We start from the raw sequence: 26992 nt of genomic DNA, 5'->3' as shown, positions 1-26992 counted from the left end.
CGCGTTCGGGCGTTGGGGCGGCGGCCGAGGATCAAGGGAGAAGAGTCGTCATGAACAATGCGTTGAGTTTGGATATCCGGCCGTTGCTGACCGGTTCGGGCACCTTGCCCATGCTGATCCAGGCGCCTGAGCCCGGGCTTGACCTGCACGAGGCATTCGCCGAGTGCAAGGTGCTGATCGACCAGCACCTGTATCGGGCTGGTGGTGTGCTGCTGCGCGGTTTCGAGGTCGGCGGCGCCGAGGCCTTCCGCGAGTTCGCCGCGGCTTTCGGTCACCCGCTGCTCAACTATGAGTTCGGCTCGACTCCGCGCAGCAACGTGACCAAGGGGGTGTACACCTCCACCGAATACCCGGCGCACCAGAGCATCCCGCTGCACAACGAGCAGGCCTACACCCTCGAGTGGCCGATGAAGATCTGGTTCTACAGCATGATCGCGGCCCAGACCGGTGGCGAAACGCCGATCTGTGACAGTCGGGAAGTCTATCGCCGGGTGCCGGCACGGATTCGCGAACGGCTGGTCAGCAAGGGCCTGATGTACGTGCGCAACTACGGCAACGGCCTGGACGTGGACTGGAGCCAGGTGTTCAACACCGAGGACGAGGCGGTGGTCGAGGCCTACTGCCGGGCCCACGCCATCGAATGCGAGTGGAAGGATGACGGCGAGTTGCGTACCCGCCAGCGGTGCCAGGTGGTGGCGCATCACCCGGTGACCCGGGAAATGGTCTGGTTCAACCAGGCGCACCTGTTCCATGTTTCCAACCTGCAGCCCGAGGTGCGCGAGACGCTGCTCGATGTGGTGGACGAGGAGGACCTGCCGCGCAACGTCTACTACGGTGACGGCTCGGCCATCGAGGTCGACCTGCTCGACGAGGTGCGTGGGGTGCTGGACGAATGCACCATCAGCTTCCCCTGGCAGGAAAACGACGTGCTGATGCTCGACAACATGCTCGCCGCCCACGCCCGTTCGCCATTCACCGGCAAGCGCAAGGTGGTGGTGGCGATGGCCGAAGGCTATTCGCAACCCGCCGGTTGACGCCGTTCGTCCCGATTGCCGCATCGATCCGCAGATTTCTACCACTCTCCTTCGCCCTACCCGAGAAACCGCCGGCCGGCACGCTAAATCCTCGGGTTGGCGGTTCGTCCTTGTTGATACGACCAGGCCCCACCGGCCGTGCCGCCGATCAGCAAGGACCCTCTCACATGAAGCCCCAAGACGCACAGAAACTCGCTCGCCGTTTCATCGAGCTGCCCCAGGACAAGCGCAGTCTCTTCCTGGCTGCCATGGATCGGGAGGGGGTCGACTTTTCGCTGCTGCCCATCGCCGCCTGCGAGGGTGTCGCCGAGCGGGACGGCCTGTCCTACGCCCAGCAGCGCATGTGGTTTCTCTGGCAGCTCGATCCCCGCAGCGCGGCCTACAACCTGCCGATGGCGGTGCGCTTGCAGGGGCCGCTGGACCTGGCGGCGCTGGAGCAGGCCTTCAGTGCCCTGATCGCCCGGCACGAATGCCTGCGCACCACCTTCGGCCAGGACGGTGAGCGGGCGTTCCAGCGGGTCGCCCCGGCGAGGGCGGCGACGGTACGGGTTGACGATCTGCAGCAACTGGACGAGGCGCAGCGTCGTGTCCGTGCCCGGCAGATCATGGCCGACGAGGCCGGACAGGCGTTCGACCTGCAGCAGGGACCCCTGCTGAGCATCCGCCTGCTGCGCCTGGCCGAACAGGAACAGGTGTTGTTGCTGACGCTGCACCACATCATCGCCGACGGCTGGTCGATGAACATCCTGATCGAGGAATTCAGCCGTTGCTACGACGCCTGCGTGGCCGGCTCCACGGCCGAGCTGTCGGCCCTGGCCGTGCACTACCGTGACTACGCACTGTGGCAGCGCAGCTGGCTCGAAGCCGGCGAGCAGGCGCGGCAACTGGCCTACTGGCGCGAGCACCTGGGGGAAGAGCATCCGGTGCTCGAACTGCCCACCGACCGGCCGCACCCGGCCCAGGCCAGCCATCGTGGTGCACGCCTGGAAGTACGGGTCGACAGCGACCTGCGCCAGCAGCTCAAGGCCCTGGCCCAGCGTCAGGGTGTGTCGCTGTTCGTGGTGCTGCTGGCCTCGTTCAAGAGCCTGCTGCATCGCTACAGCGGCCAGAGCGATATCCGCGTCGGTGGCCTGATCGCCAACCGGACCCGCAGCGAGACCGAGGGCCTGATCGGCTTTTTCGTCAACACCCAGGTGTTGCGCAGTGAAGTCCGTGGCCAGACCCCGTTCGTCGAGTTGCTGCACAGTCTGCGCCAGGCCGCCGCGGGCGCGCAGGCGCATCAGGAACTGCCGTTCGATGCGTTGATCGAGGCCCTGCAGCCGGCCCGTAGCCAGAGCCACAACCCGCTGTTCCAGGTGATGTTCAACCATCAGCCGCTGGTTACCGACGTACAGGGTCGGCAATTGGCGAGTGGGCTGCGGGTTGCTCTTCTGGACGAGGAACAGGGCGTCGGGCAGGGCCGCCAGCATGCGGCCGCCAGCGACCTGATGCTGGAAACCCGCGAGGAGGGCGAGCAACTGTTTGCCGCGTTCACCTATGCCACCGATATTTTCGACGGCGCGACCATCGAACGCCTGGCCGGCCACTGGCGCAACCTGCTGGTCGCCGTGTGCCGCGATCCGCAGCAGCCGATCGGCCAGTTGCCGATGCTGGCGGCAGAGGAAGTCGCCGACCTGCTGGGCCGTGGTGACGAGAGGGAGGTACCCGCGGACAGCCCGTTGTCGATGGTGCAGTTGTTCGAGGCCCAGGCCCGCCGTACTCCCGACGCTACCGCGCTGATCCTGGCCGACGCTGCCCAGGCGCCGAGCCTGAGCTATGCCGAACTGAATCGCCGGGCCAACCGCCTGGCACACCTGCTGCGTGGTCACGGTGTCGGCCCGGAAGTGCTGGTGGGTCTGGCAATCGGCCGCACACTGGACCTGGCCGTGGCCATTCTGGCGGTGCTCAAGGCGGGCGGTGCCTATGTACCGTTGGACCCGCAGATGCCGCCAGCGCGTCTGGCCCATGTGCTGCAGGACAGTGGCCTGAAACTGCTGTTGACCCACAGCCAGTGGCTGGATGGTCTGCCGCCGCTGGGCGATGTTGAGGCCCTGTGCCTGGACCGGATCAATGATGGCGGTTATGCCCAGGCCGATCTGGAACTGGCGCCGGCCCCGCAGTCGCTGGCCTATGTCATCTACACTTCGGGTTCCACCGGACGGCCCAAGGGCGTCGGTATCAGCCATCAGGCACTGGCGGAATTCGTCGCCCGGGCTACGGAGTACAGTGAGTTGCTGGCGAGCGACCGGGTTCTACAGTTCGCCACCAGCAGTTTCGACGGTTTTGTCGAGCAGTTCTTCCCGCCGCTGAGCCTGGGCGCCTGCGTGGTGCTGCGTGATGAACGGTTGTGGGACAGCGCCACGCTACACGAGGCGATCCTGCGCCATGGCATCACCCTGGCCGACCTGCCGGCCGCCTACTGGCACCTGCTGGTGCAGGACTGGGCGACCCGCCCACCCGCCGGTTATGGCGCCCTGCGCCAGATCCACATCGGCGGCGAGGCCATGGCCGTCGACGGCCTGCGTCTGTGGCCGCAGGCCGGGTTGGGCGGCGTGCGCCTGGTCAATACCTATGGCCCGACCGAGGCGACCGTGGTCTCCAGCACCTATGACTGCACCGGGCTGTCGGCTGAAGCGGTGTCCTGGCGCGGCGTGCCCATCGGTTTCGGCCTGGCCCGGCGGCGCCTGCTGGTGCTCGATGGCGACCTCGAACTGCTGCCCCGGGGTGCTGTCGGCGAGTTGTACATCGGCGGGCCGGGGTTGGCTCGCGGCTACCAGGGCCAGCCGGCCCTCAGTGCCGAGCGTTTCATCGCCGATCCCTTCACCCCGGGTGAACGGCTTTACCGCACCGGTGACCGCGCGCGCCTGCGCGAGGATGGCGCGGTGGAATACATCGGGCGGGTCGACCATCAGGTCAAGGTCCGTGGTTTTCGTATCGAGCTGGGTGAAGTCGAGTCGCGCCTGCTGCAATGTCCCGGCGTGCGGGAAGCCGCGGTACTGGCCCTGCCTTTGGCCGGTGGCACGCAACTGGTCGGCTACCTGGTGCCCGACCAGGCCCTGGAACCGGCGCAGCAGAGCCTCTGGCGGCTTGAGGTCAAGGCCTCCCTGCAGGGCCGCCTGCCGGACTACATGATCCCCTCGCACCTGCTGGTGTTGCCGCGGATGCCGCTGACCCCCAGCGGCAAGCTGGACCGCAAGGCCCTGCCGGTGCCCGATCCGAGCCAGTTGCAGGCCAGCTACCGCGAGCCGCAGACCGAGACCGAACGTTGCCTGGCGACTATCTGGGAAGAGGTGCTGCAGGTACCCCGGGTCGGGCTCGACGACCACTTCTTCGAGTTGGGTGGCCATTCATTGCTCGCGGCCCAGGTGATCGCCCGTGTCAAGACCCGTCTGGAGGTCAGCCTGCCGCTGCGCAGCCTGTTCGAGAAACCCCTGCTGAGTGAACTGGCCGCCGAGTTGGCGACGCTGGCGCAGGGCGCTGCAGATAACGACTGGGCCGACATGGAACAGTTCATGAGTTCGTTGGAGGAGTTTGGAGCATGAGTGGCAACCCTGCGGTACGTATCGCCAAACGATTCATCGGCCTGCCCCTGGCGCAGCGTCGGCAGTTCCTGGCGAAGCTGAGCGAGGAGGGCAAGGATTTCAGCCTGTTGCCGATGCCGGTCAGCCGCCATGAGGTGGCGCGGATCCCCTTGTCCTATGCCCAGCAGCGCCTGCTGTTCCTCTGGCAGCTCGACCCCGGCAGCGCCGCCTACAACATGGCCGCCGGTCTGCGCCTGCAGGGTCGGCTTGACGAATCGGCCCTGCAGCGCGCCTTCGAGCATATCGCCTTGCGTCACGAAGTCCTGCGCACGGTGTTCCAGGTCGACGGCGAGCAACCCTGCCAGGTGATCCTCGGCCACCTGGGCGTGCCGCTGAGCAGGCTGGACCTGTCGGGTTGCGCCAGCGAGACACGTGAGGCCGAGCTGGCCGAGCGGGTGAGGGCGATCACCGCGCAACCCTTCGACCTGCTCAACGGACCATTGCTGCGGGCCAGCCTGATCCGGCTGGCCGCGGACGAGTGGGTGCTGGTGGTGAGCATGCACCACATCGTTTCCGATGGCTGGTCGATGGACGTGATGGTCAGGGAGTTCGTCCAGGCCTACCAGGCGTTCAGCCAGGGACGCGAGCCGGGCCTGGCGCCCCTGCCGTTGCAGTACGCCGACTATGCGATCTGGCAGCGCAGCTGGCTGGAGGCCGGCGAGGGCGAGCGGCAGTTGGACTACTGGCGTCGGCAACTGGGCGACGAGCAGCCGTTGCTGGACGTCGCCGCCGACTTCCCACGGCCACCGGCGCAGAGTTTCGAGGGCCGGACCCTGAAGTTCGACTTCGGCGCCGAGCGCTCGCGGCAACTCAATGCCTTCGCCCGCGGCCAGGGCATCAGCCTGTTCATGCTGGTCCTGGGCGGTTATTCGCTGTTTCTTTCGCGCCAGTCCGGCCTGCGCGACATCCGTGTCGGCGTGCCGAACGCCAACCGCGGCCGCCCGGAAGTCGAAGGCCTGATCGGCTTTTTCGTCAACACCCAGGTGCTGCGTTGCGAGGTCGACGAGCGCCAGAGTTTCCTTGAACTGCTGGGCCACCTGCGCGAAAGCAGTTTCGGCGCCCAGGCGCACCAGGAGTTGCCGTTCGAGCAACTGGTGGATGCCCTGGCACCTGAGCGCAACCTGGATCACAACCCGCTGTTCCAGGCCAAGTTCAACCAGAACGTCGGCATGCAGAAGCAGCGCTCGATGCAGTTGCCGGGTCTGAGCGTGGCGGAATACCCACTGCACAAGGACGGTACGCACTTCGACCTGGCCCTGGATATCACCGATGACGGTACGCTGATCCATGGTGAGCTGACCTATGCCAGCGACCTCTACCGGCACGCGACGGTCGAGGGTTTCGTCCCGGCGCTGCTGGCGCTGTTCGATGCCTTGCTGCAGGCGCCGCAGGCACCGCTGTTCAGCCTGAATCAGCCGGTTCCATCCCTGCCGGCCGCCAGCCCGGAGCCCGCGCCGCTGGTGCTGCAGCACTGGGACGCCCAGGTTCGTCGCCAGCCCGAGGCGCTGGCGGCCCGTTGCCTGGAGCAGACCTTGAGTTTCGCCGAACTGGACCAGGCCGCCAACCGCCTGGCCCACCACCTGCGTGCGCGGGGTGTGGGCATTGGCGAGCCGGTCGCGGTGCTGATGGAGCGTTCGCTGGACTGGCTGACCAGCCTGCTGGCCATTCTCAAGACCGGTGCGGTGTACATGCCGCTCGACACCAAGGCCCCGGATACACGTCTGCGGCAGATGCTCGAACGGGCCGGGACACGTCTGCTGTTGTGCGCCGCAGGCGATGCACGGCTCGCCGGCCTGGTACCGTCCGGGTGCGGCGCGCAGGCCTTCACCCCGGCGGACTGGGACGAACAGCCAGCCGCTGCGCCATCGCTGGAGTTGTCGGCGCAGTCCGCGGCCTACGTGATCCACACCTCCGGCTCCACCGGGCAGCCCAAGGGGGTGCTGGTCAGCCATGGCGCATTGGCCAGTTACGTCCAGGGCCTGACGCAACGCCTGGACCTGGCGCCAGGCGCCAGCATGGCACTGGTCTCGACCATCGCCGCCGACCTGGGGCACACCATGCTGTTCGGCGCCCTGTGCGACGGTCGTACCCTGCATGTGCTGCCCGAGGCCCTGGGCTTTGACCCGGACGGCTTTGCCCAATACATGAGCGAACATCGGGTCGGCATCCTGAAAATCGTTCCCGGGCATCTGTCGGCCCTGCTGCAGGGCGGTCGGCCGGCGGACGTCCTGCCCGAACATGCGCTGATCGTCGGCGGTGAGGCCTGCGCGCCGGCACTGGTGCGCCAGGTGCGTGAACTGAAGCCGACCTGCCGCTTCATCAACCACTACGGGCCCAGTGAAACCACCGTGGGCGTGCTGACTCACGAAGTGCTCGCCGACGCGTCGCTGGAGCGTGGCATCGCCCTCGGCCAGCCGCTGCCCGCTGCCCGGACCCTGGTACTGGACGACGTGCTCAACATCGCCGCTGCGCAGGTACCGGGCGAGCTGTACATCGGTGGCGCCAGCGTTGCCCTGGGGTATCTCGGGCAGCCGGGGCTGACCGCCGAACGCTTCCTGCCGGATCCTTTTGGCGAGCCGGGCAGCCGGGCCTACCGCAGCGGTGACCGGGTGCGTTGCAACCGCCAGGGCCTGCTGGAGTTCATGGGGCGCAACGACGACCAGGTGAAGATCCGGGGTTACCGTGTCGAGCCCGGGGAAGTCGCCCGGTTGCTGCAGGGCTTCGACGCCATCGCCCAGGCGGCGGTGCTGGCGCTGCCGATGGAAGACGACGCCACGCGCCTGCAACTGGTGGCCTACTGCGTGCCGGCGGCCGGCGTGGTGCTACAGGTCGAAGACCTGCGCCAGCGTCTGCAGGCGTGCCTCAGCGACTACATGGTGCCGGCGCAGATCCTGCTGCTGGAACAGCTGCCGCTGACCGCCAACGGCAAGCTGGACAAGCGGGCGCTGCCCAAGCCGGGTCCGGTCAAACAGCAATACACTGCTCCGGAGGGGGCGATCGAGGAGAAACTGGCCGCGGTCTGGGCCGATGTGCTCAAGCTCGAGCGCGTCGGTCGCCACGACAACTTCTTCGAGCTGGGCGGCGACTCGATCCTCAGTCTGCAGATCATCGCCCGGGCCAAGCGCCAGGGGCTCAAGCTCAGTCCCAAGCAATTGTTCGAGAAGCAGACCATCGCGCAACTGGCAGCGGTGGCCAAATTGATCGAGAAGAAGACGGCTGCCGAGGCACCGCGGCGGATCAGTGGCGAACAACCGTTGCTGCCGATCCAGGCGCGCTTCTTCGATATGGACATTGCCCAGCGCCAGCACTGGAACCAGTCGGTGATGCTCAAGCCGTTGCTGGCACTGGAGGCCACCCACCTGGAGGCGGCGCTGGCCAGTCTGCTGGAGCATCACGATGCCTTGCGCCTGAGCTTCGTCGAGCAGGCTGGACAATGGCAGGCGCGTTATCGCTCCACCGGCGCCAGTGTCCTGTGGTCGCGGGAGCTGGAGGATGTCGCCGGGCTCGGCGCCTTGGCCGATGAAGCCCAGCGCAGTCTCGACCTCGAAGACGGCCCGCTGTTGCGTGCACTGCTGGTGCACCTGCCCGAGGGGGAGCAACGCCTGCTGCTGGTGATCCATCACTTGGTGGTCGACGGCGTGTCCTGGCGGATACTGCTCGAGGATCTGCAGAGTGCCTACGCCGCCATCGCTACCGGTCGCGCCGTGCAACTGCCGGCCAAGAGCACTGCGTTCCAGCTCTGGGGCGAGCGCCTGCAGGCCCATGCGCGTAGCGAGGCGCTGGCGGCCGAGGCTGATTACTGGCTGGACAACCTGGACGGTGCCGCTGCGCAACTGCCCAACGACCATCTGGAGAACCCGCTCCCCGGCATCGGCCACGCCACCTCGCGGCTGAACAAGGCACTGACCCGGCAACTGCTCAGCGTTGCCCCGGCGGCCTACCGCACCCAGATCAACGACCTGCTGCTGGCCGCCCTGGCCCGTGTGCTTTGTGACTGGAGCCGGCAGCCGTCGGTGCTGATCCAGCTGGAAGGCCACGGTCGCGAGGACCTGTTCGACGACCTCGACCTGAGTCGTACGGTCGGCTGGTTCAGCAGTCTGTTTCCGGTCCGCCTGACTCCGCAGGCCGATCCGGGCGGTTCTATCCGTGCGATCAAGGAGCAACTGCGAGCGGTGCCGAACAAGGGCATTGGCCATGGCCTGCTGCGTTACCTGGCGGACACGGATTTCGCCCGCCAACTGCAGGCCCTGCCCGAAGCCCGGGTGACCTTCAACTACCTCGGCCAGTTCGACGGCAGCTTCGACCAGGCCGAAGGGGCGCTGTTCGTGCCCAGCGGCGAAAGCAGCGGCGCCAACCAGGCCGAGGAACGGCCGGCCAATTGGCTGAGCCTCAACGGCCAGGTGTTCGATGGCGAGCTGGAACTGGACTGGGGGTTCAGTCGTGCGCTGTACCAGCCGTCGACCATCGAGGCCCTGGCCCGGGCCTATGAGCAGGAACTGGCGCGCCTGGTCGAGCATTGCAGCCAGGGCGGCCAATTGGGCGTGACGCCGTCCGACTTCCCGCTGGTGAAGCTGACTTCGGCACAACTGCAGCGCCTGCCGGTGGCCATGGCGGATATCGAGGACATCTACCCGCTGTCGCCGATGCAGCAGGGCATCCTGTTCCATGCGCTCGACGAACCGGACGGCGCGGCCTACACCAACCAGTTACGGGCCGATGTGCGGCACCTGGAGGTCGAGCGGTTCCGCGCTGCCTGGCAGCAGAGTCTGGATGGTCATGAAGTACTGCGCTCGGTGTTCGTCTGGCCGCAGGAGTTGGCAACGCCGCTGCAGATCGTGCGACGCCAGGTCGAAATACCGCTGGTGGTGCATGACTGGCGCGAGCGCGGTGATCTGCCGGCGGCCCTCGATCAACTGGCGCAAGATGACCTGGCGACCGGTTTTGAACTGGGGCAGGCCCCTCTGTTGCGCGTGACCCTGGTGCGCACCAGTACCAGTGATTATCACCTGATCTACACCAGCCACCACATCCTGATGGACGGTTGGAGTACGTCGCAATTGTTCGGCGAGGTGCTTCAGCGTTATGCGGGAGCCACCATTAGCCGGGGTGCCGGCCGTTACCGTGACTACATCGAATGGCTCGGCCAGCGTGATGCCCGTGTCAGCCAGGCATTCTGGGCATCGGCGCTGGCCGACCTGCAGGAGCCGACCCGACTGGCCAATGCCGTCGTTAGCCGACAGGCGCTGGCTGTCGGGCATGGCGAGCATGAGCATGGTTTCGGTACCGTGCTGACCGCTGACCTGAATCGCTTCGCCCGCGAGCACAAGGTCACCCTCAACACCCTGGTACAGGCCGCCTGGCTGGTGCTGCTGCAGCGTTACACCGGCCAGGACTGCGTGGCCTTCGGGGCCACCGTGGCGGGGCGGCCAACCGATCTGGCCGGGGTGGAGCAGCAGATCGGCCTGTTCATCAACACCCTGCCGGTGGCGGCCTCGCCCTCGGCGCAGATTCCGGTGGTGGCCTGGCTGCAACAGGTACAGGACCTCAACCTGGCGTTGCGTGAGCACGAGCATACGCCGCTGTACGATATCCAGCGCTGGGCCGGGCTCGGTGCGGGCGGGCTGTTCGACAGTCTGCTGGTGTTCGAGAACTACCCGATGGCCGAGGCGCTCGGCCAGGCTTCGGGGACGGGTCTTGCATTCTCGGCCATCAGCCGTCAGGAACAGACCAACTACCCACTGACGCTGGTGGCCGTGACCGGCACCGAGCTGAACCTGGAACTGAGCTATGATCGGGCCTGCTTCGACGCACCGACCGTGGCGCGCCTGGGGCGTGAGCTCGAGCACCTGCTGCGGGCCTTCATGGCCGCGCCGCAGCAGGCACTGGGCAACCTGGAACTGTTGGCCGGCGAGCCACGCCAGGCGGCGCTGGACTGGGGCAAGGGTACCGTCACCGCGGTGGATTCGCGCGACGTGGTCACCCGGATCGATGCCCAGGTACTGGCCCAGCCGCAGGCGCCGGCGATCCTGTTCGCCGGGCGCGAACTGGACTACGCCAGCCTGGATCGCAGTACCAATCGCCTGGCCCACAAGCTGCGCGAACTCGGCGTAGGGCCGGAAGTGCGGGTCGGTGTCTGCCTGAGCCGCACCCCACGGATGATCGTCAGCCTGCTGGCGATCCTCAAGGCCGGCGGCGCCTATGTGCCACTGGACCCCGAGTATCCGCAGGAGCGTCTGCTGCACATGCTGGAGGACAGCCACGCGACGGTGCTCTTGAGCGAGCCGCGCCTGCTGCAATACCTGCCCCGGAATCTGTCGTCGCAGGTGCTGCTGGTGGAGGAGGGCGAGGACTGGCTGCAGGCCTATCCAGCCCAGGCTCCCGCCGTTTCGCTCCAGCCGCAGAACCTGGCCTATGTCATCTACACCTCCGGCTCCACCGGCAAGCCCAAGGGCGTGGCGATCAGTCACGGCAACCTGGCGGCGCTGATCCAGTGGTCCGTTGGGGTTTATGGCATCGAACAGTTGCGTGGGGTGCTGGCCTCGACGTCGATCTGCTTCGACCTGTCGGTGTGGGAGATCTTCGTCACCCTCGCCGCGGGCGGCTACCTGGTGCTGGCGGACAACGCCCTGGCCCTGGCCGACCTGCCGCAGCGCGAGCGGGTCAGGCTGATCAACACCGTGCCGTCGGCGATCGCCGCGCTGCAGCGTGCCGGGCAGATCCCGGCGTCGGTGCGCACCATCAACCTGGCCGGCGAGCCCCTGAAACAGACGCTGGTGGACAGCCTGTATGCCAGCACGGCGGTCAGCCAGGTCTACGACCTGTACGGGCCCTCGGAAGACACCACCTACTCGACCTTCACCCTGCGCAGCGCCCGGGGCTCGGCGAACATCGGCCGGCCGCTGGACAACACTGACGCCTACCTGCTCGACAGCCAGTTGCTGCCGGTGCCGGCAGGGGTGGCGGGGGAGTTGTACCTGGCCGGTGCCGGGGTGACCCGTGGCTACCTGATGCGGCCGGGGCTGACCGCCGAACGTTATGTGCCGAACCCGTTCGGCGCCGCTGGCGATCGTCTGTACCGCACCGGCGATCTGGTGCGCCAGGGCGAGCGGGAGCAGATCGAATACATCGGGCGGGCCGACCACCAGGTGAAGATCCGTGGCTTCCGTATCGAGCTGAGCGAAGTCGAGGCACGCCTGCTGCAACAGCCGGCAGTGCGCGAGGCGGTGGTCCTGGCCCAGGACGGTGCGGCGGGCAAGCACCTGCACGGCTACGTCGTGGCGACGCAGGCCGGTGATGATGCGCGAGCCTTTGTCGACGGCCTGCGCAATACGTTGGCCGGGCAATTGCCGGCGCACATGGTGCCGAGCCACCTGCACCTGATCGACGCCTTGCCGCTGACCCCCAACGGCAAGCTCGATCGCCAGGCGCTGATCGCCCTGGGCGGCAACCCGTTGCAGACGCACTACCAGGCGCCGCAGACGGAGCTGCAGCGCGAGGTCGCCAAGCTCTGGCAGGAGGTGCTGGAGGTCGAGCGGGTGGGCCTGGGCGACAACTTCTTCCAATTGGGTGGCCATTCGTTGCTGGCGACCCTGGTGGTGACGCGGATTGCCGAGCGCCTGGGTGACAAGGTCGCGCTCAAGGAGTTGTTCGCGGCGCAGACGCTACTTGCCTTCTGCGAACGCATCGAGGCCCTGCGCGGTAGTTTGTCGCCTGCTCAGGATGAATTGGCTAAATCGCTGGAGGCCCTCAAACGTCTATCCCTCGATGATCTGGAAAAACTGGTTTCCTGACCGGTTTCTTGACTGATTTTTGTAAGAGGGAACAACGCGTGCAGGAGTTAATCGAGTCGGTAGGGCAACTTTCGGCGATGCAGCGAAAGGGGTTGGCCGCTCTGCTCAGGCAGAAGGGCATCAACCTGTTCGAGATCGCGCCGGTGTTCAAGCGCGCGGCCGATGAGCCGCTGCGCCTGTCCTACGCTCAGCAGCGCCAGTGGTTCCTCTGGCAATGGGCGCCGCACAGTGCGGCGTACAACATTGCCATGGCCCTGCGCCTGCAGGGTCGGCTCGATGTGACGGCGCTGCAGGGCAGCCTGCAGGCCCTGGTGGCGCGTCACGAGCCCCTGCGCACGGTATTCACCGAGACCGACGGGCAGCCGCTGCAAGTGGTGCTGCCGGCCGGCACCTTCGAGTTGCCGGTCGAGCGCCTGGCGGCCGGCGCGGGCGACGCGCAGGTCCAGGCGTTCGTGCTCGAGCACGGCCAGGCCCCCTTCGACCTGCGCAATGGCCCGCTGATGCGGGCCGCGTTGTTGCGGGTGGCGGACGACGAGCACGTGCTGGTGCTGACGTTGCACCACATCGTCGCCGATGGCTGGTCGCTGCAGGTGATGATCGAAGAACTGGTGCAGGGCTACCAGAGCCTCAGCCAGGGCTTGACCCTGGAGCTGCCGGCCCTGCCGATCCAGTATGCCGACTATGCGTTGTGGCAACGCCACTGGATGGAGGCGGGGGAGCAGGAGCGTCAACTGGCCTACTGGCAGCAGCAACTCGGTGGCGAACAGCCGGTGCTGGAGTTGCCGACCGATCATCCGCGTCCCGTGTCCCGCAGTTTTGCCGGGGCGAGCTGCAACCTGACCCTGGAACCGGCCCTCGGCGATGGGCTCAAGGCCCTGGCCCGACGCGAGAGCGTCAGCCTGTTCAGCGTGCTGCTCGCCTCGTTCCAGGCCCTGTTGCATCGTTACACCGGCCAGGCCGATATCCGGGTCGGCGTGCCGGTGGCCAATCGCGAGCGGCCGGAGATCGAGCGCCTGATCGGCTTCTTCGTCAACACCCAGGTGCTCAGGGCCGAGGTCGATGGGCAACAGACCTTCGAGCAGCTGCTGCGCCAGGTTTGGCAGACCGTGCAGCAGGCCCAGGCCCACCAGGACCTGCCCTTCGAACAACTGGTCGAGGCCCTGGAGCCGGGCCGCAACCTGAGCCACAGTCCACTGTTCCAGGTGATGTTCAATCACCAGGCGCAGAGTCGGCTCAAGTCCGGCACCGATCTGGACGGCCTGCGGATCGAGCCGCTGCAATGGCAGAGCCAGACCGCCCAGTTCGACCTGGTGCTCGACACCAGCGAGCAGGCCCATGGCATCGAGGCCGTGTTCAAGTACGCCACCGACCTGTTCGAGCCGGCGACCGTCGAGGCCTTGCTACAGCACTGGGCGAGCCTGCTGCGGGCGATCGTCAGCGATCCGCGCCAGCGCATCGCCGAATTGCCGTTGCTCGATGCGGCGCAACAGCAGCAGGTGCTGGCGCGCTGGAATCCGGCCCCGCAGGTGCATCCGGTCGGGCGCTGCCTGCATCAGTTGATCGAGGACCAGGCCGAGCGGCGTCCCGATGCGGTCGCCGTGGTCTGTGCCGGCGAGCGGCTGACCTATGCCGAACTCAATGCCCGGGCCAACCGCTGGGCCCATCGGCTGATCGCCCGTGGCGTGGGCGCCGACGTGCGGGTAGGCGTCGCGGCCGAGCGTTCGCTGGAAATGATCGTGGCCCTGCTCGCGGTGCTCAAGGCCGGTGGTGCCTATGTACCGCTGGACCCGGCCTATCCCGAGGAACGCCTGCGTCACATGATCGATGACAGCGGCCTGAAACTGCTGCTGGCCCAGGGGCATCTGCTGGAGCGTCTGCCGGTGCCGACCGAGGTCGAGTGCCTGGATCTGGGGAGCGCCGGGGCGGATGGTTGCGAGGATAACCCGCAGGTCCGGGTCGATGTCGATAACCTGGCCTATGTGATCTACACCTCCGGTTCCACCGGCAAACCCAAGGGGGCGCTGCTGCCCCACAGCAACGTGCTGCGCCTGTTCGACGCCACCCGGCACTGGTTCGGCTTCGACAGCCAGGACAGCTGGACGCTGTTCCACTCCTACGCCTTCGATTTTTCGGTCTGGGAAATCTTCGGCGCCCTGCTCCATGGTGGCCGGCTGGTGGTGGTGCCGTACGCGGTCAGCCGTTCGCCCGAGGCCTTCCATGCATTGCTGTGCGACGAGCAAGTGACGGTGCTCAACCAGACCCCCTCGGCCTTCAAGTCGCTGATGGCGGTGGCGCTGGCGTCGCCGCGCGAACTGGCGCTGCGCCAGGTGATCTTCGGTGGCGAAGCCCTGGAGGTGCAGAGCCTGCGCCCCTGGTTCGAACGTTTTGGCGAGCGCGCGCCGACCCTGGTCAACATGTACGGCATCACCGAAACCACCGTGCACGTGACCTACCGGCCGTTGTCGCTGGCCGACCTCGACCAGTCGGCGGGCAGCCCGATCGGCGAGCCGATCGTCGACCTGTCCTGGTACCTGCTGGATGATGCCCTGAACCTGACACCGCCGGGTTGCATCGGCGAGCTGTATGTCGCCGGTGCCGGCCTGGCGCGTGGTTACCTGAACCAGGCGGGGCTGACGGCCACGCGTTTCGTCGCCAACCCTTTCGATCCGCAGGGAGGGCGGCTGTATCGCACCGGCGACCTGGCACGCCTGCGCAGCGACGGGGTGGTCGACTATATCGGCCGCCGCGACCAGCAGGTCAAGATCCGCGGCTTCCGCATCGAGCTGGGGGAAATCGAAGCGCGGTTGCAGGGGCATGATCAGGTCCGCGAGGCCGCGGTGCTGGCCCTGGATGGACAACTGGCGGCCTACCTGGTACCGAGCGATGCGACCCTGCTGGCCGATGCCGAGCGCCAGGCCGCGTGGCGAGGGACGCTGCGCGACTACCTGAAACGGCATCTGGCCGACTACATGGTCCCGGCCCACCTGATGCTGTTGCCGGCCTTGCCATTGACCGCCAACGGCAAGCTCGACCGCAAGGCCCTGCCGGCTCCCGACACCGCGCTGTTGCAGCAGGCCTATGTCGCGCCGCGCAGCCTGCTGGAGCAGCAACTGGCGGCGATCTGGAGCGAAGTGCTCAAGGTCGAACGGGTGGGGCTGGGCGACAACTTCTTCGAACTCGGCGGTCACTCGCTGCTGGCGACCCAGGTGATCGCCCGGGCACGGCAGGTGCTGGGTATCGACGTGGAACTGCGCAGCCTGTTCGAGACCCGTGACCTGGCCGCTTTCGCCGAGAGTGCCGGGCAGGGGGGCGGCACCTCTGCGCCGGCGTTTGTCGCCGTCGATCGCCAGACGCCTTTGCGGCTGTCCTATGCCCAGCAGCGCCAGTGGTTCCTCTGGCAACTGGAGCCGGACAACAGCGCCTATCACATTCCGGCCGCCCTGGCCCTGAACGGTCGCCTCGACCCGCAGGCGCTGCGCCGCAGTTTCGAGGCGCTGGTCGAGCGGCACGAGAGCCTGCGCACCACCTTTGCCCAACGCGATGGCGAGGCAGTCCAGGTGGTGCATCCGGCAGCGGCCTTCGATCTGCCGGTCGAGGTGCTGGGCGATATCGATGCCGCGGCCCTGATGACACGCATCGACCGTGAAGTGCTGACACCCTTCGACCTGCAGCAGGGGCCGTTGCTGCGTGCCCGGCTGCTGCGCCTTGGCGACGAACGCCATGTGCTGGTGGTGACCCTGCACCATATCGTGTCCGACGGCTGGTCGATGCCGATCATGGTCGATGAGCTGATCGAGGCCTATGTGGCCTTCAGCCAGGGCCAACGGCCGCAACCCAAGCCGTTGCCCTTCCAGTACGCCGACTATGCCCACTGGCAGCGCGACTGGATGGAAGCTGGCGAGCAGGCCCGGCAACTGGCCTACTGGAGCGATCAGCTGGGCAGTGAGCAGCCGGTGCTGGAACTGCCGACCGATCGGCCACGGCCATCGTTGCAGAGCCATGCCGGTGCCCGTACCCAGGTCGAACTGGATCGTGCGCTGGTCCAGGGGCTCAAGGGCATCGCCCGGCAGCAGGGCGTGACCCTGTTCATGTTGCTGCTGGCCTCGTTCCAGGCCGTGCTGCATCGGCATTCGGGGCAGAACGACATTCGCGTCGGCGTGCCGGTGGCCAACCGCGGCCGGGTGGAAACCGAAGGGTTGATCGGCTTCTTCGTCAACACCCAGGTACTGCGTGCCGAGTTCGACCTGCATACCCGCTTCGACCAGTTGCTGCAGCAGGTCAGGCAGGCGGTCCTGGGCGCCCAGGCTCACCAGGACCTGCCTTTCGAACACCTGGTGCAGGCCCTGCAGCCGGAGCGCAGCCTGAGCCACAGCCCGCTGTTCCAGGTGATGTACAACCACCAGACCGAACTCAAGGGCGCGGTGCGACCCTTGCCGGGCCTCGAGGTCGAGGCACTGGACAGCGGCAGCCATACCGCCCAGTTCGACCTGACCCTGGACACCTTCGAAAGCGAGGAGGGCCTGCGCGCATCGCTGACCTATGCCACCGCGCTGTTCGACGCGGGCACCATCGAGCGCCTGGCCGGCCATTGGCGCAACCTGTTGCAGGCCCTTGTCAGTGATGGTGTGGAGCAGGCGGTCGCCGAACTGCCGCTGCTCGATGCCCGGGAAACGCAGCGGGTGTTGCAGGACTGGAGCCGGATCGAAGGTCATTACCCGGCCGAGCAGTGCGTGCACCAACTGATCGAGGCCCAGGCAAAACGCACTCCCGAGGCGGTGGCGCTGGTTTTTGGCGAGCAGCAGTTGAGCTATCGCGAACTGGAAGGCCAGGCCAACCGCCTGGCCCGCAAGCTGCGGGACATGGGCGTCGGCCCGGAAGTGGCGGTGGGTATCGCGGTCGATCGCGGGCTGGACATGGTGGTCGGGCTGCTGGCGATCCTCAAGGCCGGCGGCGCCTATGTGCCCCTGGACCCGGAATTCCCCGAGGATCGTCTGGCCTACATGATGCAGGACAGCGACATTCGCCTGCTGCTCAGCCACAGCCCGCTGCTGGCGCGGTTGCCGCTGCCGGCGGGGTTGCCGGTGCTGTGCCTGGACCAGGCCGGGGACTGGCTGCAGGGTTACGACGAGCAGCCGCTGGCGAGCCCGGCCCAACTGCACAACCTGGCCTATGTGATCTATACCTCCGGTTCCACCGGCAAGCCCAAGGGCGTGGCCATTGAACACCACGCCTTGAGCGCCCACTGCCAGGTGGCCATCGAGTACTTCCGCCTGGTGCCGCAGGACCGCGTGCTGCTGTTCTCCACCCTGAACTTCGACGGTTTCGTCGAGCAACTGTTCCCGGCCCTGTGCCGTGGGGCGGGTGTGGTGGTGCGTGGCAACGAGGTCTGGGACAGCACCACCTTCCAGCGCGAGGTGCTGCGTTCGGGCATCACCGTGGCCGACCTGAGCACCGCCTACTGGTACCTGCTGGCCCAGGACTTCTGTCGCCTGGGGCTGCGTGACTTCGGTGCGCTGCGCCAGGTCAGCGCCACCGGCGAGGCGATGCCGGCCGAGGGCATCGGCCTGTGGAAGCAGGCAGGCCTCGAACCTATCCGCCTGCTCAACACCTATGGCCCGACCGAAACCACCATTACCGCCAGTTACCTGGAGTGCGGGCCCTACGTGCGCGGCGAGTTGCCCCGGCCGGTGCTGATGCCGATCGGCCGACCACTGGGCGCACGGCGCATGTACATCCTCGACGCGGCGTTCAATCCGGCGGTGCAGGGCGGCAGTGGCGAACTGCTGATCGGCGGAGCGCTGTTGGCTCGTGGTTACCACCAGCGTCCGGCGCTGACCGCCGAACGCTTCATCCCGGACCCGTTCGACGAGCAGGGTGGTGGTCGGCTGTACCGCACCGGCGATGTCACCCGTTATCGCGACGAGGGCCTGATCGAGTACGTGGGGCGTGTCGACCACCAGGTGAAGATCCGTGGCTTCCGCATCGAGCTGGGCGAGATCGAGGCGCGCCTGCAGGAGCATGTGCAGGTGCGCGAGGCCCTGGTGATCGACATCGACGGGCCGTCGGGCAAGCAGCTGGCGGCCTACCTGGTGCCCAACGACCCGGCGCTGGCCCTGGCCGACGCGGCCACCCAGCAGGTTCTGCGCGGGCAATTGCGCGACTACCTCAAGGCCGGCCTGCCGGACTACATGGTCCCGGCGCACCTGCTGGTGCTGGCGCAGATGCCCATGACCCCCAACGGCAAGCTCGATCGCAAGGCCCTGCCCAAGCCGGACCCGAGTCTCTGGCAGCAGGACTATGTGGCCCCACGCAGCGAGCGTGAGCAGCAACTGGCGGCGATCTGGGCCGAGGTGCTGCAGGTCGAGCGGGTGGGCCTGCACGACAACTTCTTCGAGCTGGGCGGCCATTCCCTGCTGGCGGCCCAGGTGATCTCCAGGATTCATTCGGGTCTTGGCATCGACATTCCTCTGCGACTTATTTTCGAGAAACCGCAATTGAACGAATTTTCCCAAGCATTTGAAGACGCGGGCCTGGCCTTGACCGATGACGGGCTGTCCGACATCGAACGCATGATGAACGAAATGGCGGAGGCCTGAGATGGACAAGACCACAGCACAACGGATTGCCCGGCGCTTCGTCGGCCTGCCGCTGGAACAGCGCCGCCAGATCCTGCAGAAAATGAGCGAGAGCGGGCAGAGCTTCAGGCTGCTGCCGATCACCGAAACCCGTCATGACGTTGCACGGATTCCACTGTCCTACGCCCAGCAGCAGATGTTGATCCTCTGGCAACTGGACCCGGACAACAGCGCCTACAACGTGCCCATGGCGGTGCGCCTGAGCGGCCCCCTGGACGAGGCGGCGATGAGCCGCGCGCTGGCCCTGCTGGTGCATCGCCATGAAGCCCTGCGCACCCGCTTCGTCTCGGTCGAAGGCGAGTTCCACCAGGAGATTCTCGACGAGTCGCAGGTCGTCCTGCAGCGGGTGGACATCGCCGCGGAACCTGCCGGAAACCGTGAGGCGCGCCTGCAGGAGCGGGTGGCCGCCGAACTGGCGACACCATTCGACCTGTTGCAGGGGCCGTTGCTGCGGGTGCGGCTGTGGCGCCTGGACGAGGATGAGCACGTCCTCACCCTGTGCATGCACCACAGCGTCTCGGATGGCTGGTCGGGCGAGCTGCTGGTACAGGAATTCATCCGCTTCTACCTGGCCGAGGTGAACGGCAGCCCGGCGGGGCTGGCGCCGTTGCCGATCCAGTACGCCGACTACGCGATCTGGCAACGTGCCTGGCTGGAAGCCGGCGAGGGCGAGCGCCAACTGGCCTACTGGAAGCAGCAACTGGGCGAGGAACAGCCGCTGCTGGAGCTGCCGCTGGACCATGAACGTCCGGCGGTGGCCAGTCATCGGGGGGCCATTGTCCGCACCAACCTGCCGCCGCAACTCTCGGCACAGCTCAAGGCCCGCGCCCGGCAGAACGGCCAGACCGTGTTCATGCAGGCCCTGGCGGCGCTGGCCGTGGTGCTGGCGCGCAGCAGCGGCCAGGCGGACATTCGCATCGGTGCGCCGAATGCCGGGCGCAACCGCGAGGAACTGGAAGGGCTGATCGGCTTCTTCATCAATACCCAGGTGCTGCGCATCCAGGTGGATGAACGCGACAGCCTCGAACAGTTGCTGGAACAGGTCAAGCAGGTGGTGAGCGGCGCGCAGTCCCATCAGGAACTGCCGTTCGAACAACTGGTCGATGCCCTGGCACCGGAACGCAGCCTGAGCCACAACCCGCTGTTCCAGGTCAAGATCAACCAGAACGTGCTGGCCGCGCGCAGCAGCGCTGCCCCGGTCCAGTCGGCCTTGAGCGTCGAGGCATTCGCCACCGGCGTGGCCGATGCACGTTTCGACCTGGCCCTGGATTTCACCGATGCCCCGGAGGGCATCGAGGCCGAGTTCACCTACGCCACCGACCTGTTCGAGGCCGGCACGATCGAGCGTCTGGCCCGGGCCTGGCAACAGGTGCTGGAGCAGATGGTCGGCGCCGCCCAGGCGCCGCTGCTGGAGCAGCCGGGCGCGGCCGCCGAACACCCGGCTGCCGCCCAGGCACCGTTCCCCTGCGCGGACTTCCTCGCGCTCTGGCAGCAGGGCCTGCAGGCCGGGCGTGGCCAGCCGGCGCTGCGCTGCGGTACGCAACTGATCGACTATGACGAGCTGGAGCGCCGCTCCAACCAGCTGGCGCGTCTGCTGCTGGCCGAAGGTATCGGCGCCGGGGCTGTGGTTGCGCTGTGCCTGGAACGCTCCGTCGACTGGGTGGTGACCTTGCTGGCGGTGCTCAAGACCGGTGCGGTGTACTTGCCGCTGGATAACCGCCAGCCGGCCGAGCGTCTGCAACAATTGCTCAAGGACAGTGCAGCGGCGCTGCTGATCCATGCTCCGGGCGATAGCCTGGCGGCCGGCCTGGGCGTGTGCCCGGCGCTGGCGCCGGTCGCCCAGCAATGGGCCGACCAGGACGATTCGGCACTGGCGCTGCAGGTCGATCCCGAGCAGCCGGCCTACATCATCTACACCTCCGGTTCCACCGGGCAGCCCAAGGGCGTGCTGATCAGCCATCGCGGCCTGGCCAACTACGTGCAGGCGGTGTTGCAGCGCCTGCAACTGGCGCCCGGCGTGAGCCTGGCGCTGGTCTCGACCGTTGCCGCGGACCTGGGCCATACCCAGCTGTTCGGGGCCCTGGCCAGCGGCCGGCTGCTGCACCTGATGTCCCATGAACATGCCTTCGACCCGGACAGCTTCGCCGCCTACATGCACGAACACCAGGTCGATGTGCTGAAGATCGTCCCCAGCCACCTGCAGGGGCTGTTGCAGGCCGCTCGTGCGGCTGATGTGCTGCCACGGCAACTGCTGATCCTCGGTGGCGAGGCCAGCAGTTGGGCGTTGATCGAACAGGTCCGCCAGCTGGCGCCGGATTGCCGGATCATCAACCACTACGGCCCGACCGAGACCACCGTCGGGATCCTCACCCATGAAGTGCGCGAGCGCCTGGACGGCTGCCGCACGGTGCCGGTCGGCCAGCCGCTGGCCAACGACCGGGCGCAGGTGCTGGACGCCTACCTGAACCCGGTGGCCGAGCGTGTGCCGGGCGAGCTGTACCTGGGCGGTGCCGGCCTGGCCCTGGGGTACCTGGGGCAGGCGGCGCTGACCGCCGAGCGTTTCGTGCCCGATCCCGCGGCGCAGCAGGGCGAACGCCTGTACCGGGCCGGCGACCGTGCGCGCTGGGTCGATGGCCGGGTGGAATACCTGGGGCGTGCCGATGACCAGGTGAAGATTCGTGGCTACCGGGTCGAGCCGGGCGAAGTCGCCCAGCTGTTGCTGGGGCTCGACGGCGTGGCTGAGGCGGTGGTGCTCGCGCTGCCTCTGGAGAGCGATGCCACGCGCCTGCAACTGGTGGCCTACTGCGTGGCCACGCAAGGCCTCACCCTGCAAGGCGAGGCGTTGCGCCAGCAACTGCAGGCAGGGTTGCCGGAATACCTGGTACCGGCGCACATCGTGGTGCTGGAGCGCCTGCCGCTGACCGCGAATGGAAAGCTGGACAAGCGCGCCTTGCCCGTGCCGGGCGCGACCCAGCAACGTTATGTCGCACCGGTGGGCGAGATCGAGGAGAAACTGGCCGCGGTCTGGGCCGATGTGCTCAAGCTGGAACGGGTCGGCAGCACGGACAACTTCTTCGAACTCGGTGGCGACTCGATTCTCAGCCTGCAGATCATCGCCCGGGCCAAGCGCCAGGGGCTCAAGCTCAGTCCAAAACAACTATTCGAGAAGCAGACCATCGCGCAACTGGCGACGGTGGCCAAGCTGATCGAGAAGAAGACGGCCGTCGAGGCGCCGCAGCAGGTCAGCGGCGAGCAGCCGTTGCTGCCGATCCAGGTGCGGTTCTTCGAAACGGCTATCCCCGAGCGGCATCACTGGAACCAGTCGGTGTTGCTCAAGGCCCGCGAAACCCTGCAGGCCGCTCATGTCGAGCGGGCACTGGCGACGCTGGTCGAGCAGCACGACGGCCTGCGCCTGAGCTTCGAGGCGCAGGCTGATGGCTGGCGGGCCCGCTACCGGTTGGAGCAGCCGGCCGGGATGTTGTGGGTACGCGATCTGTCGTCGACTGCCGAGCTGGCCGCACTGCTGGACGAGGCACAACGCAGTCTGAACCTGACACGGGGGCCGCTGCTGCGTGCGGTGCTGGTCAACCTGCCGGCGGGCGGGCAGCGCCTGCTGCTGGTGATCCACCACCTGGTGGTCGATGGCGTGTCCTGGCGTGTGTTGCTGGAGGACCTGCAATCGGCCTACGTGGCGATCGCCCAGGGCCAGGCGCCGGCCCTGGCGGCCCGCGGCAGTTCGCTCAAGACCTGGGCCGAGTATTTGCACCAACATGCGCAGAGTCCGCTGATGGAGCAGGAACTGGCCTACTGGCAGGAGCAGTTGCGCGGCGTCAGCGACGCCTTGCCCTGTGACCGCCCGGAAGGCGGGCAGCAGCGGCGCCATGCCGCCTCCGTACAGACCCGCCTGGGGAGCGAACTGACCCGGCAGTTGCTCCAGCAGGCGCCCGCCGCCTATCGGACGCAGATCAACGACCTGCTGCTCACCGCCCTGGCGCGGGTCATCGGCCGCTGGACCGGGCAGCCCGACACGCTGATCCGTCTTGAAGGGCACGGCCGTGAAGACCTCTTCGACGGACTGGACCTGAGCCGCACCAGCGGCTGGTTCAGCACCCTCTATCCGGTCCGGCTGAGCCCCGAGGATTCGCTGGGCGGTTCGATCATGGCGATCAAGGAGCAACTGCGTGCGGTGCCGAACAAGGGCATCGGCTACGGCCTGCTGCGCTACCTCGGCACGCCGGCGGCGCGCCAGGCCCTGCAGGGCCTGGCCGAAGGCAGCATCGTCTTCAACTACCTGGGGCAGGTCGAGCAGGGTGTCGACAAGGACAACGGCCTGTTCCAGCTCGCCGGCGAGGACAGCGGCCAGGGCCAGGACGCGGCGGCGCCACTGGGCAGCCTGATCAGCATCAATGGCCAGGTGCAGGACGGCGAGCTGGCATTGCACTGGGAGTTCAGCCGCGAGGTGTTCGACACGTCGACCCTGCAGCGCCTGGCCGACGAGTATGCCCGGGAGCTGGAGGCGCTGATCGTTCACTGTGCCGCGGGCGCCGGCCAGGGCGTGACCCCATCGGACTTCCCGCTGGTTCGCCTGAGCCGCGAGCAATTGCAGCGCCTGCCGGTGGCGGCGCAGGACATCGCCGATATCTATCCGCTGTCGCCGATGCAGGAGGGCCTGCTGCTGCACACCCTGCGTGAAGCCGGCTCGGGTATCTACCTGATGCAGTACTGCTACCTGATCGACCACGATATCGACCGGCAGGCCTTCACCCGGGCCTGGCGCACGGTGGTCGAGCGGCATGAGGTACTGCGCACCTCGTTCTGCTGGGATGTCGGCGACACCCTCGTGCAGATCGTCCGGCGCACGGTCGCCCCGGATATCCGTTTCATGGATTGGCAGGGCGTGGATGCCGCCGACTACGAAGCCCGCCTGAACGCGGAGCTGAGCGCCGAGCTGCAACAGGGCTTTGACCTGGCCGGTGAGGTGCCGTTCCGCCTGCGGTTGATCCAGCTGGGGCCGCAACGCTATGGCTTCGTCCTGAGCAATCACCATATCCTGCTCGATGCCTGGTGCCGCATGGGGATCGTGGCGGAGTTCTTCGAACTGTACGCTGCCGAGGTGGAAGGGCGCGCCATGCAACTGCCGCTGCCACCGCGCTATCGGGACTTCATCGCCTGGCTGCAGGGGCACGACGAGCAGGTTTCCACGACGTTCTGGGAACGCGAGCTGGCCGGTTTCGAGCAGCCGACCGCCTTGCCGTTCGACCGCCTGATCAGCCGCGATGCCGGTACTTCGTCGACCGGCGACTGCCTGACCCTCCTCGGCAGCGAACAGACGCAGCAATTGTCCCGCATCGCCCAGTCCAGCCAGTTGACCCTCAATACGCTGGTGCAGGCGGCCTGGTCGGTGGTGCTGCACCGCTACAGCGGCGAGCGCGACGTGCTGTTCGGTGTCACGGTTTCCGGGCGTCCGGTCGAGCTCCCCGAAATGCAGGCCACGGTCGGGCTGTTCATCAACAGCATTCCGTTGCGCGTACGGATTCCCGGCGCGCACGATCCGCAGACGGTCAAGGCCTGGCTGCAGGGGGTGCAGGCGCACAACCTCGAGCTGCGCGAGCATGAGCATCTGCATCTGGTGACCATCCAGGGGCGCAGCGAGGTCGGCAAGGGCCAGGCGCTGTTCGACAGTCTGTTCGTGTTCGAGAACGCGCCGATCGAAGACAGCATCGGCGAACAGGCCGATAGCCTGAAGATCGAGTCCGGCTCCTCGCGGACCCACACCAACTATCCGCTCACTGTGGTGATCTACCCGGGCTCCAGCCTGGGGCTGCACCTGTCCTATGACCAGCGCCTGTTCGAGCAGGCCACGGTCGAACGCCTGCTGGGCGACCTGCGCGAGGTGCTCCAGGCGTTTGCCGAGGGCATCGACCGGGACTTCCAGGACCTGGTGGCGACCTTGCAGGCGCCGCTGGCGCTGGGCCGCGATACCGACGATGCGCCTGGCGCCGACCTCGACCAGGGTTATGCGCAACTGTTCCGCCGCACCGTACAGCGGGTTCCACAGCAGGTGGCGGCGACTTGCCAGGGGCAGGGCTGGACCTACGCCGAGCTGGATCGGCACAGCGACCGCCTGGCGGTGGCGCTGCAGGCCAGCGGGGTGGTGGCCGACGACCTGGTGGCGGTGCTCGGTGAGCGCGGTCTGCCGCTGCTGGGCATGGTGGTCGCCGGGTTCAAGGCCGGTGCCGGCTACCTGGGCCTGGACCCCTCGCTGCCGGCACAGCGACTGGCGGATATCCTCTCCCTCAGCGGCAGCCGCGTGCTGGTTTGCAGCAGCGCCTGCCGGGCGTTGGCCGAGCAGTTGCTGGCGCGTATCGACGAAGCGGCCCGGCCGCGGCTGCTGGTCTGGGAGCAGGTGCTGGAGCAGCCGGCATCCGCTGCGTTGCCGGCGGCCCTGCCGGCGATCACTGCCCGCCACCTGGCCTACGTGATCTTCACCTCGGGTTCCACCGGCCTGCCCAAGGGCGTGATGGTGGAACAGGGCGGTATGCTCAACAACCAGTTGAGCAAGGTGCCCTACCTGGGGCTGACCGAACAGGATGTGATCGCCCAGACCGCTTCGCAGAGCTTCGACATTTCCGTCTGGCAACTGCTGACCGCCGCACTCTGCGGGGCCCGCGTCGAGATCGTGCCCTCGGTCATCGTCCAGGACCCGGCCGCGTTGCTCAGGCATGTGGAACAGACCGGCATCACCGTCCTTGAAGTGGTGCCGGCGCTGATCCAGGGGCTGCTCGACCAGCCGGTGGCGCGACTGGCGAGCCTGCGTTACCTGCTGACCACGGGCGAGGCAATGGCCCCGGCGCTGGCTGAGCGCTGGTTGCGCCAGTACCCGGACATTCCCTTGATCAACGCCTATGGTCCGGCCGAATGTTCCGATGACGTGGCCCTGCACCGGGTGCAGTTGCAGGACCGTGAGCGCGCCTATCTGCCGATCGGCCTGGACACCGATCACAACCGGCTGAGTGTGCTCAACGATCTGCTCGAACCGATGCCGGAGCGCGCCACGGGCGAACTGCATATCGCTGGCCTGGGGGTTGGCCGCGGCTACCTGGGCGACCCGAAACGTACGGCCCTGAGCTTCGTGCCCAACCCGTTCGGCCAGACGCCGGGCGAGCGGCTGTACCGCACCGGCGACCTGGTTCGGCGCCGGGCTGCCGACGGCGTGCTGGAGTACGTCGGGCGTACGGACTACCAGGTGAAGATCCGTGGCTTCCGTATCGAGCTGGGCGAGATCGAGGTGCGCCTGCAGCAGCATGCCGCGGTGCGCGAGGCGGTGGTGGTCGACATCGATGGCCCGGGCGGCCGGCAACTGGCGGCGTACCTGGTGCCCAGGGACAGCGGCTGGACGGCGGACGATGTCCCGGCCTTGCGTGATGGGCTCAAGGCACACCTCAGGGAGCACCTGCCGGAGTACATGGTGCCGACACACCTGGTGGTGCTGGAGCGGATGCCGCTGACCGCCAACGGCAAGCTCGACCGCCGGGCCTTGCCCAAGCCGGACGCCAGCCAGCTGCAGCATCGCTATGTGGCGCCGCAGACCGAGCAGGAGCGGCAGCTGGCCGATATCTGGGCCGATGTGCTGAAGGTCGAGCGGGTGGGGATGGATGACCACTTCTTCGAGCTGGGCGGGCATTCGCTGCTGGTCATGCAGGTGATGGTGCGCATCCGTGACCAGTTGCAGATCGAGGTGTCGCTCAACGAGTTGTTCGAGCTGCCGGTGCTGGCGGACTTCAGTCGCGCGGTCCGGCAGAAAACCGGCCAAAGTGGCCAGGCCCAGGATGAATTGGCTAAATCGCTGGCCGCCCTCAAACGTCTTACTGCGGAGGAAATCGATAATTTGATCGCATAGCGGGAGAACATCA

The 26992-nt window shown here is 67.2% G+C and carries 5 protein-coding genes; all 5 read left to right on the top strand.

The window, feature by feature from the left end:
* The first annotated feature begins 50 nt into the window (after positions 1-50).
* The 5 genes from ACMGT0_RS22425 to ACMGT0_RS22405 all read left to right on the top strand — a co-directional run bounded on the left by ACMGT0_RS22425 (position 51) and on the right by ACMGT0_RS22405 (position 26979).
* Positions 51-1034 (top strand): TauD/TfdA family dioxygenase, encoded by a 984-nt coding sequence (locus ACMGT0_RS22425; RefSeq protein WP_416769842.1) that lies wholly within the window; start codon positions 51-53, stop codon positions 1032-1034.
* Positions 1035-1201: 167 nt separating this feature from the next.
* The gene (locus tag ACMGT0_RS22420; protein ID WP_416769840.1) at positions 1202-4615 is read left to right on the top strand and encodes an amino acid adenylation domain-containing protein; all 3414 of its coding nucleotides are present in this window, start codon (positions 1202-1204) and stop codon (positions 4613-4615) included.
* On the top strand, positions 4612-12444 hold the full coding sequence (locus ACMGT0_RS22415) for an amino acid adenylation domain-containing protein (RefSeq protein WP_416769838.1): 7833 nt from the start codon (positions 4612-4614) through the stop codon (positions 12442-12444). The genes ACMGT0_RS22420 and ACMGT0_RS22415 overlap by 4 nt, the downstream gene beginning before the upstream one ends.
* A 77-nt stretch (positions 12445-12521) precedes the next feature.
* Positions 12522-19040 (top strand): amino acid adenylation domain-containing protein, encoded by a 6519-nt coding sequence (locus tag ACMGT0_RS22410; RefSeq protein ID WP_416773536.1) that lies wholly within the window; start codon positions 12522-12524, stop codon positions 19038-19040.
* Between the two features lies 1 nt (position 19041).
* Positions 19042-26979 carry an amino acid adenylation domain-containing protein gene (locus tag ACMGT0_RS22405; protein WP_416769837.1) on the top strand — a complete coding sequence of 2646 codons (7938 nt, stop codon included), beginning with the start codon at positions 19042-19044 and terminating at the stop codon, positions 26977-26979.
* Positions 26980-26992: the final 13 nt, after the last annotated feature.

It is taken from the genome of Pseudomonas sp. RHF3.3-3 (assembly GCF_048069595.1).
In the GTDB taxonomy this organism is placed as follows: Bacteria; Pseudomonadota; Gammaproteobacteria; order Pseudomonadales; family Pseudomonadaceae; genus Aquipseudomonas; species Aquipseudomonas fuscovaginae_B.
Note: the sequence above shows the minus strand (reverse complement) of the source record. Positions and strands in the feature narration are given on the sequence as shown.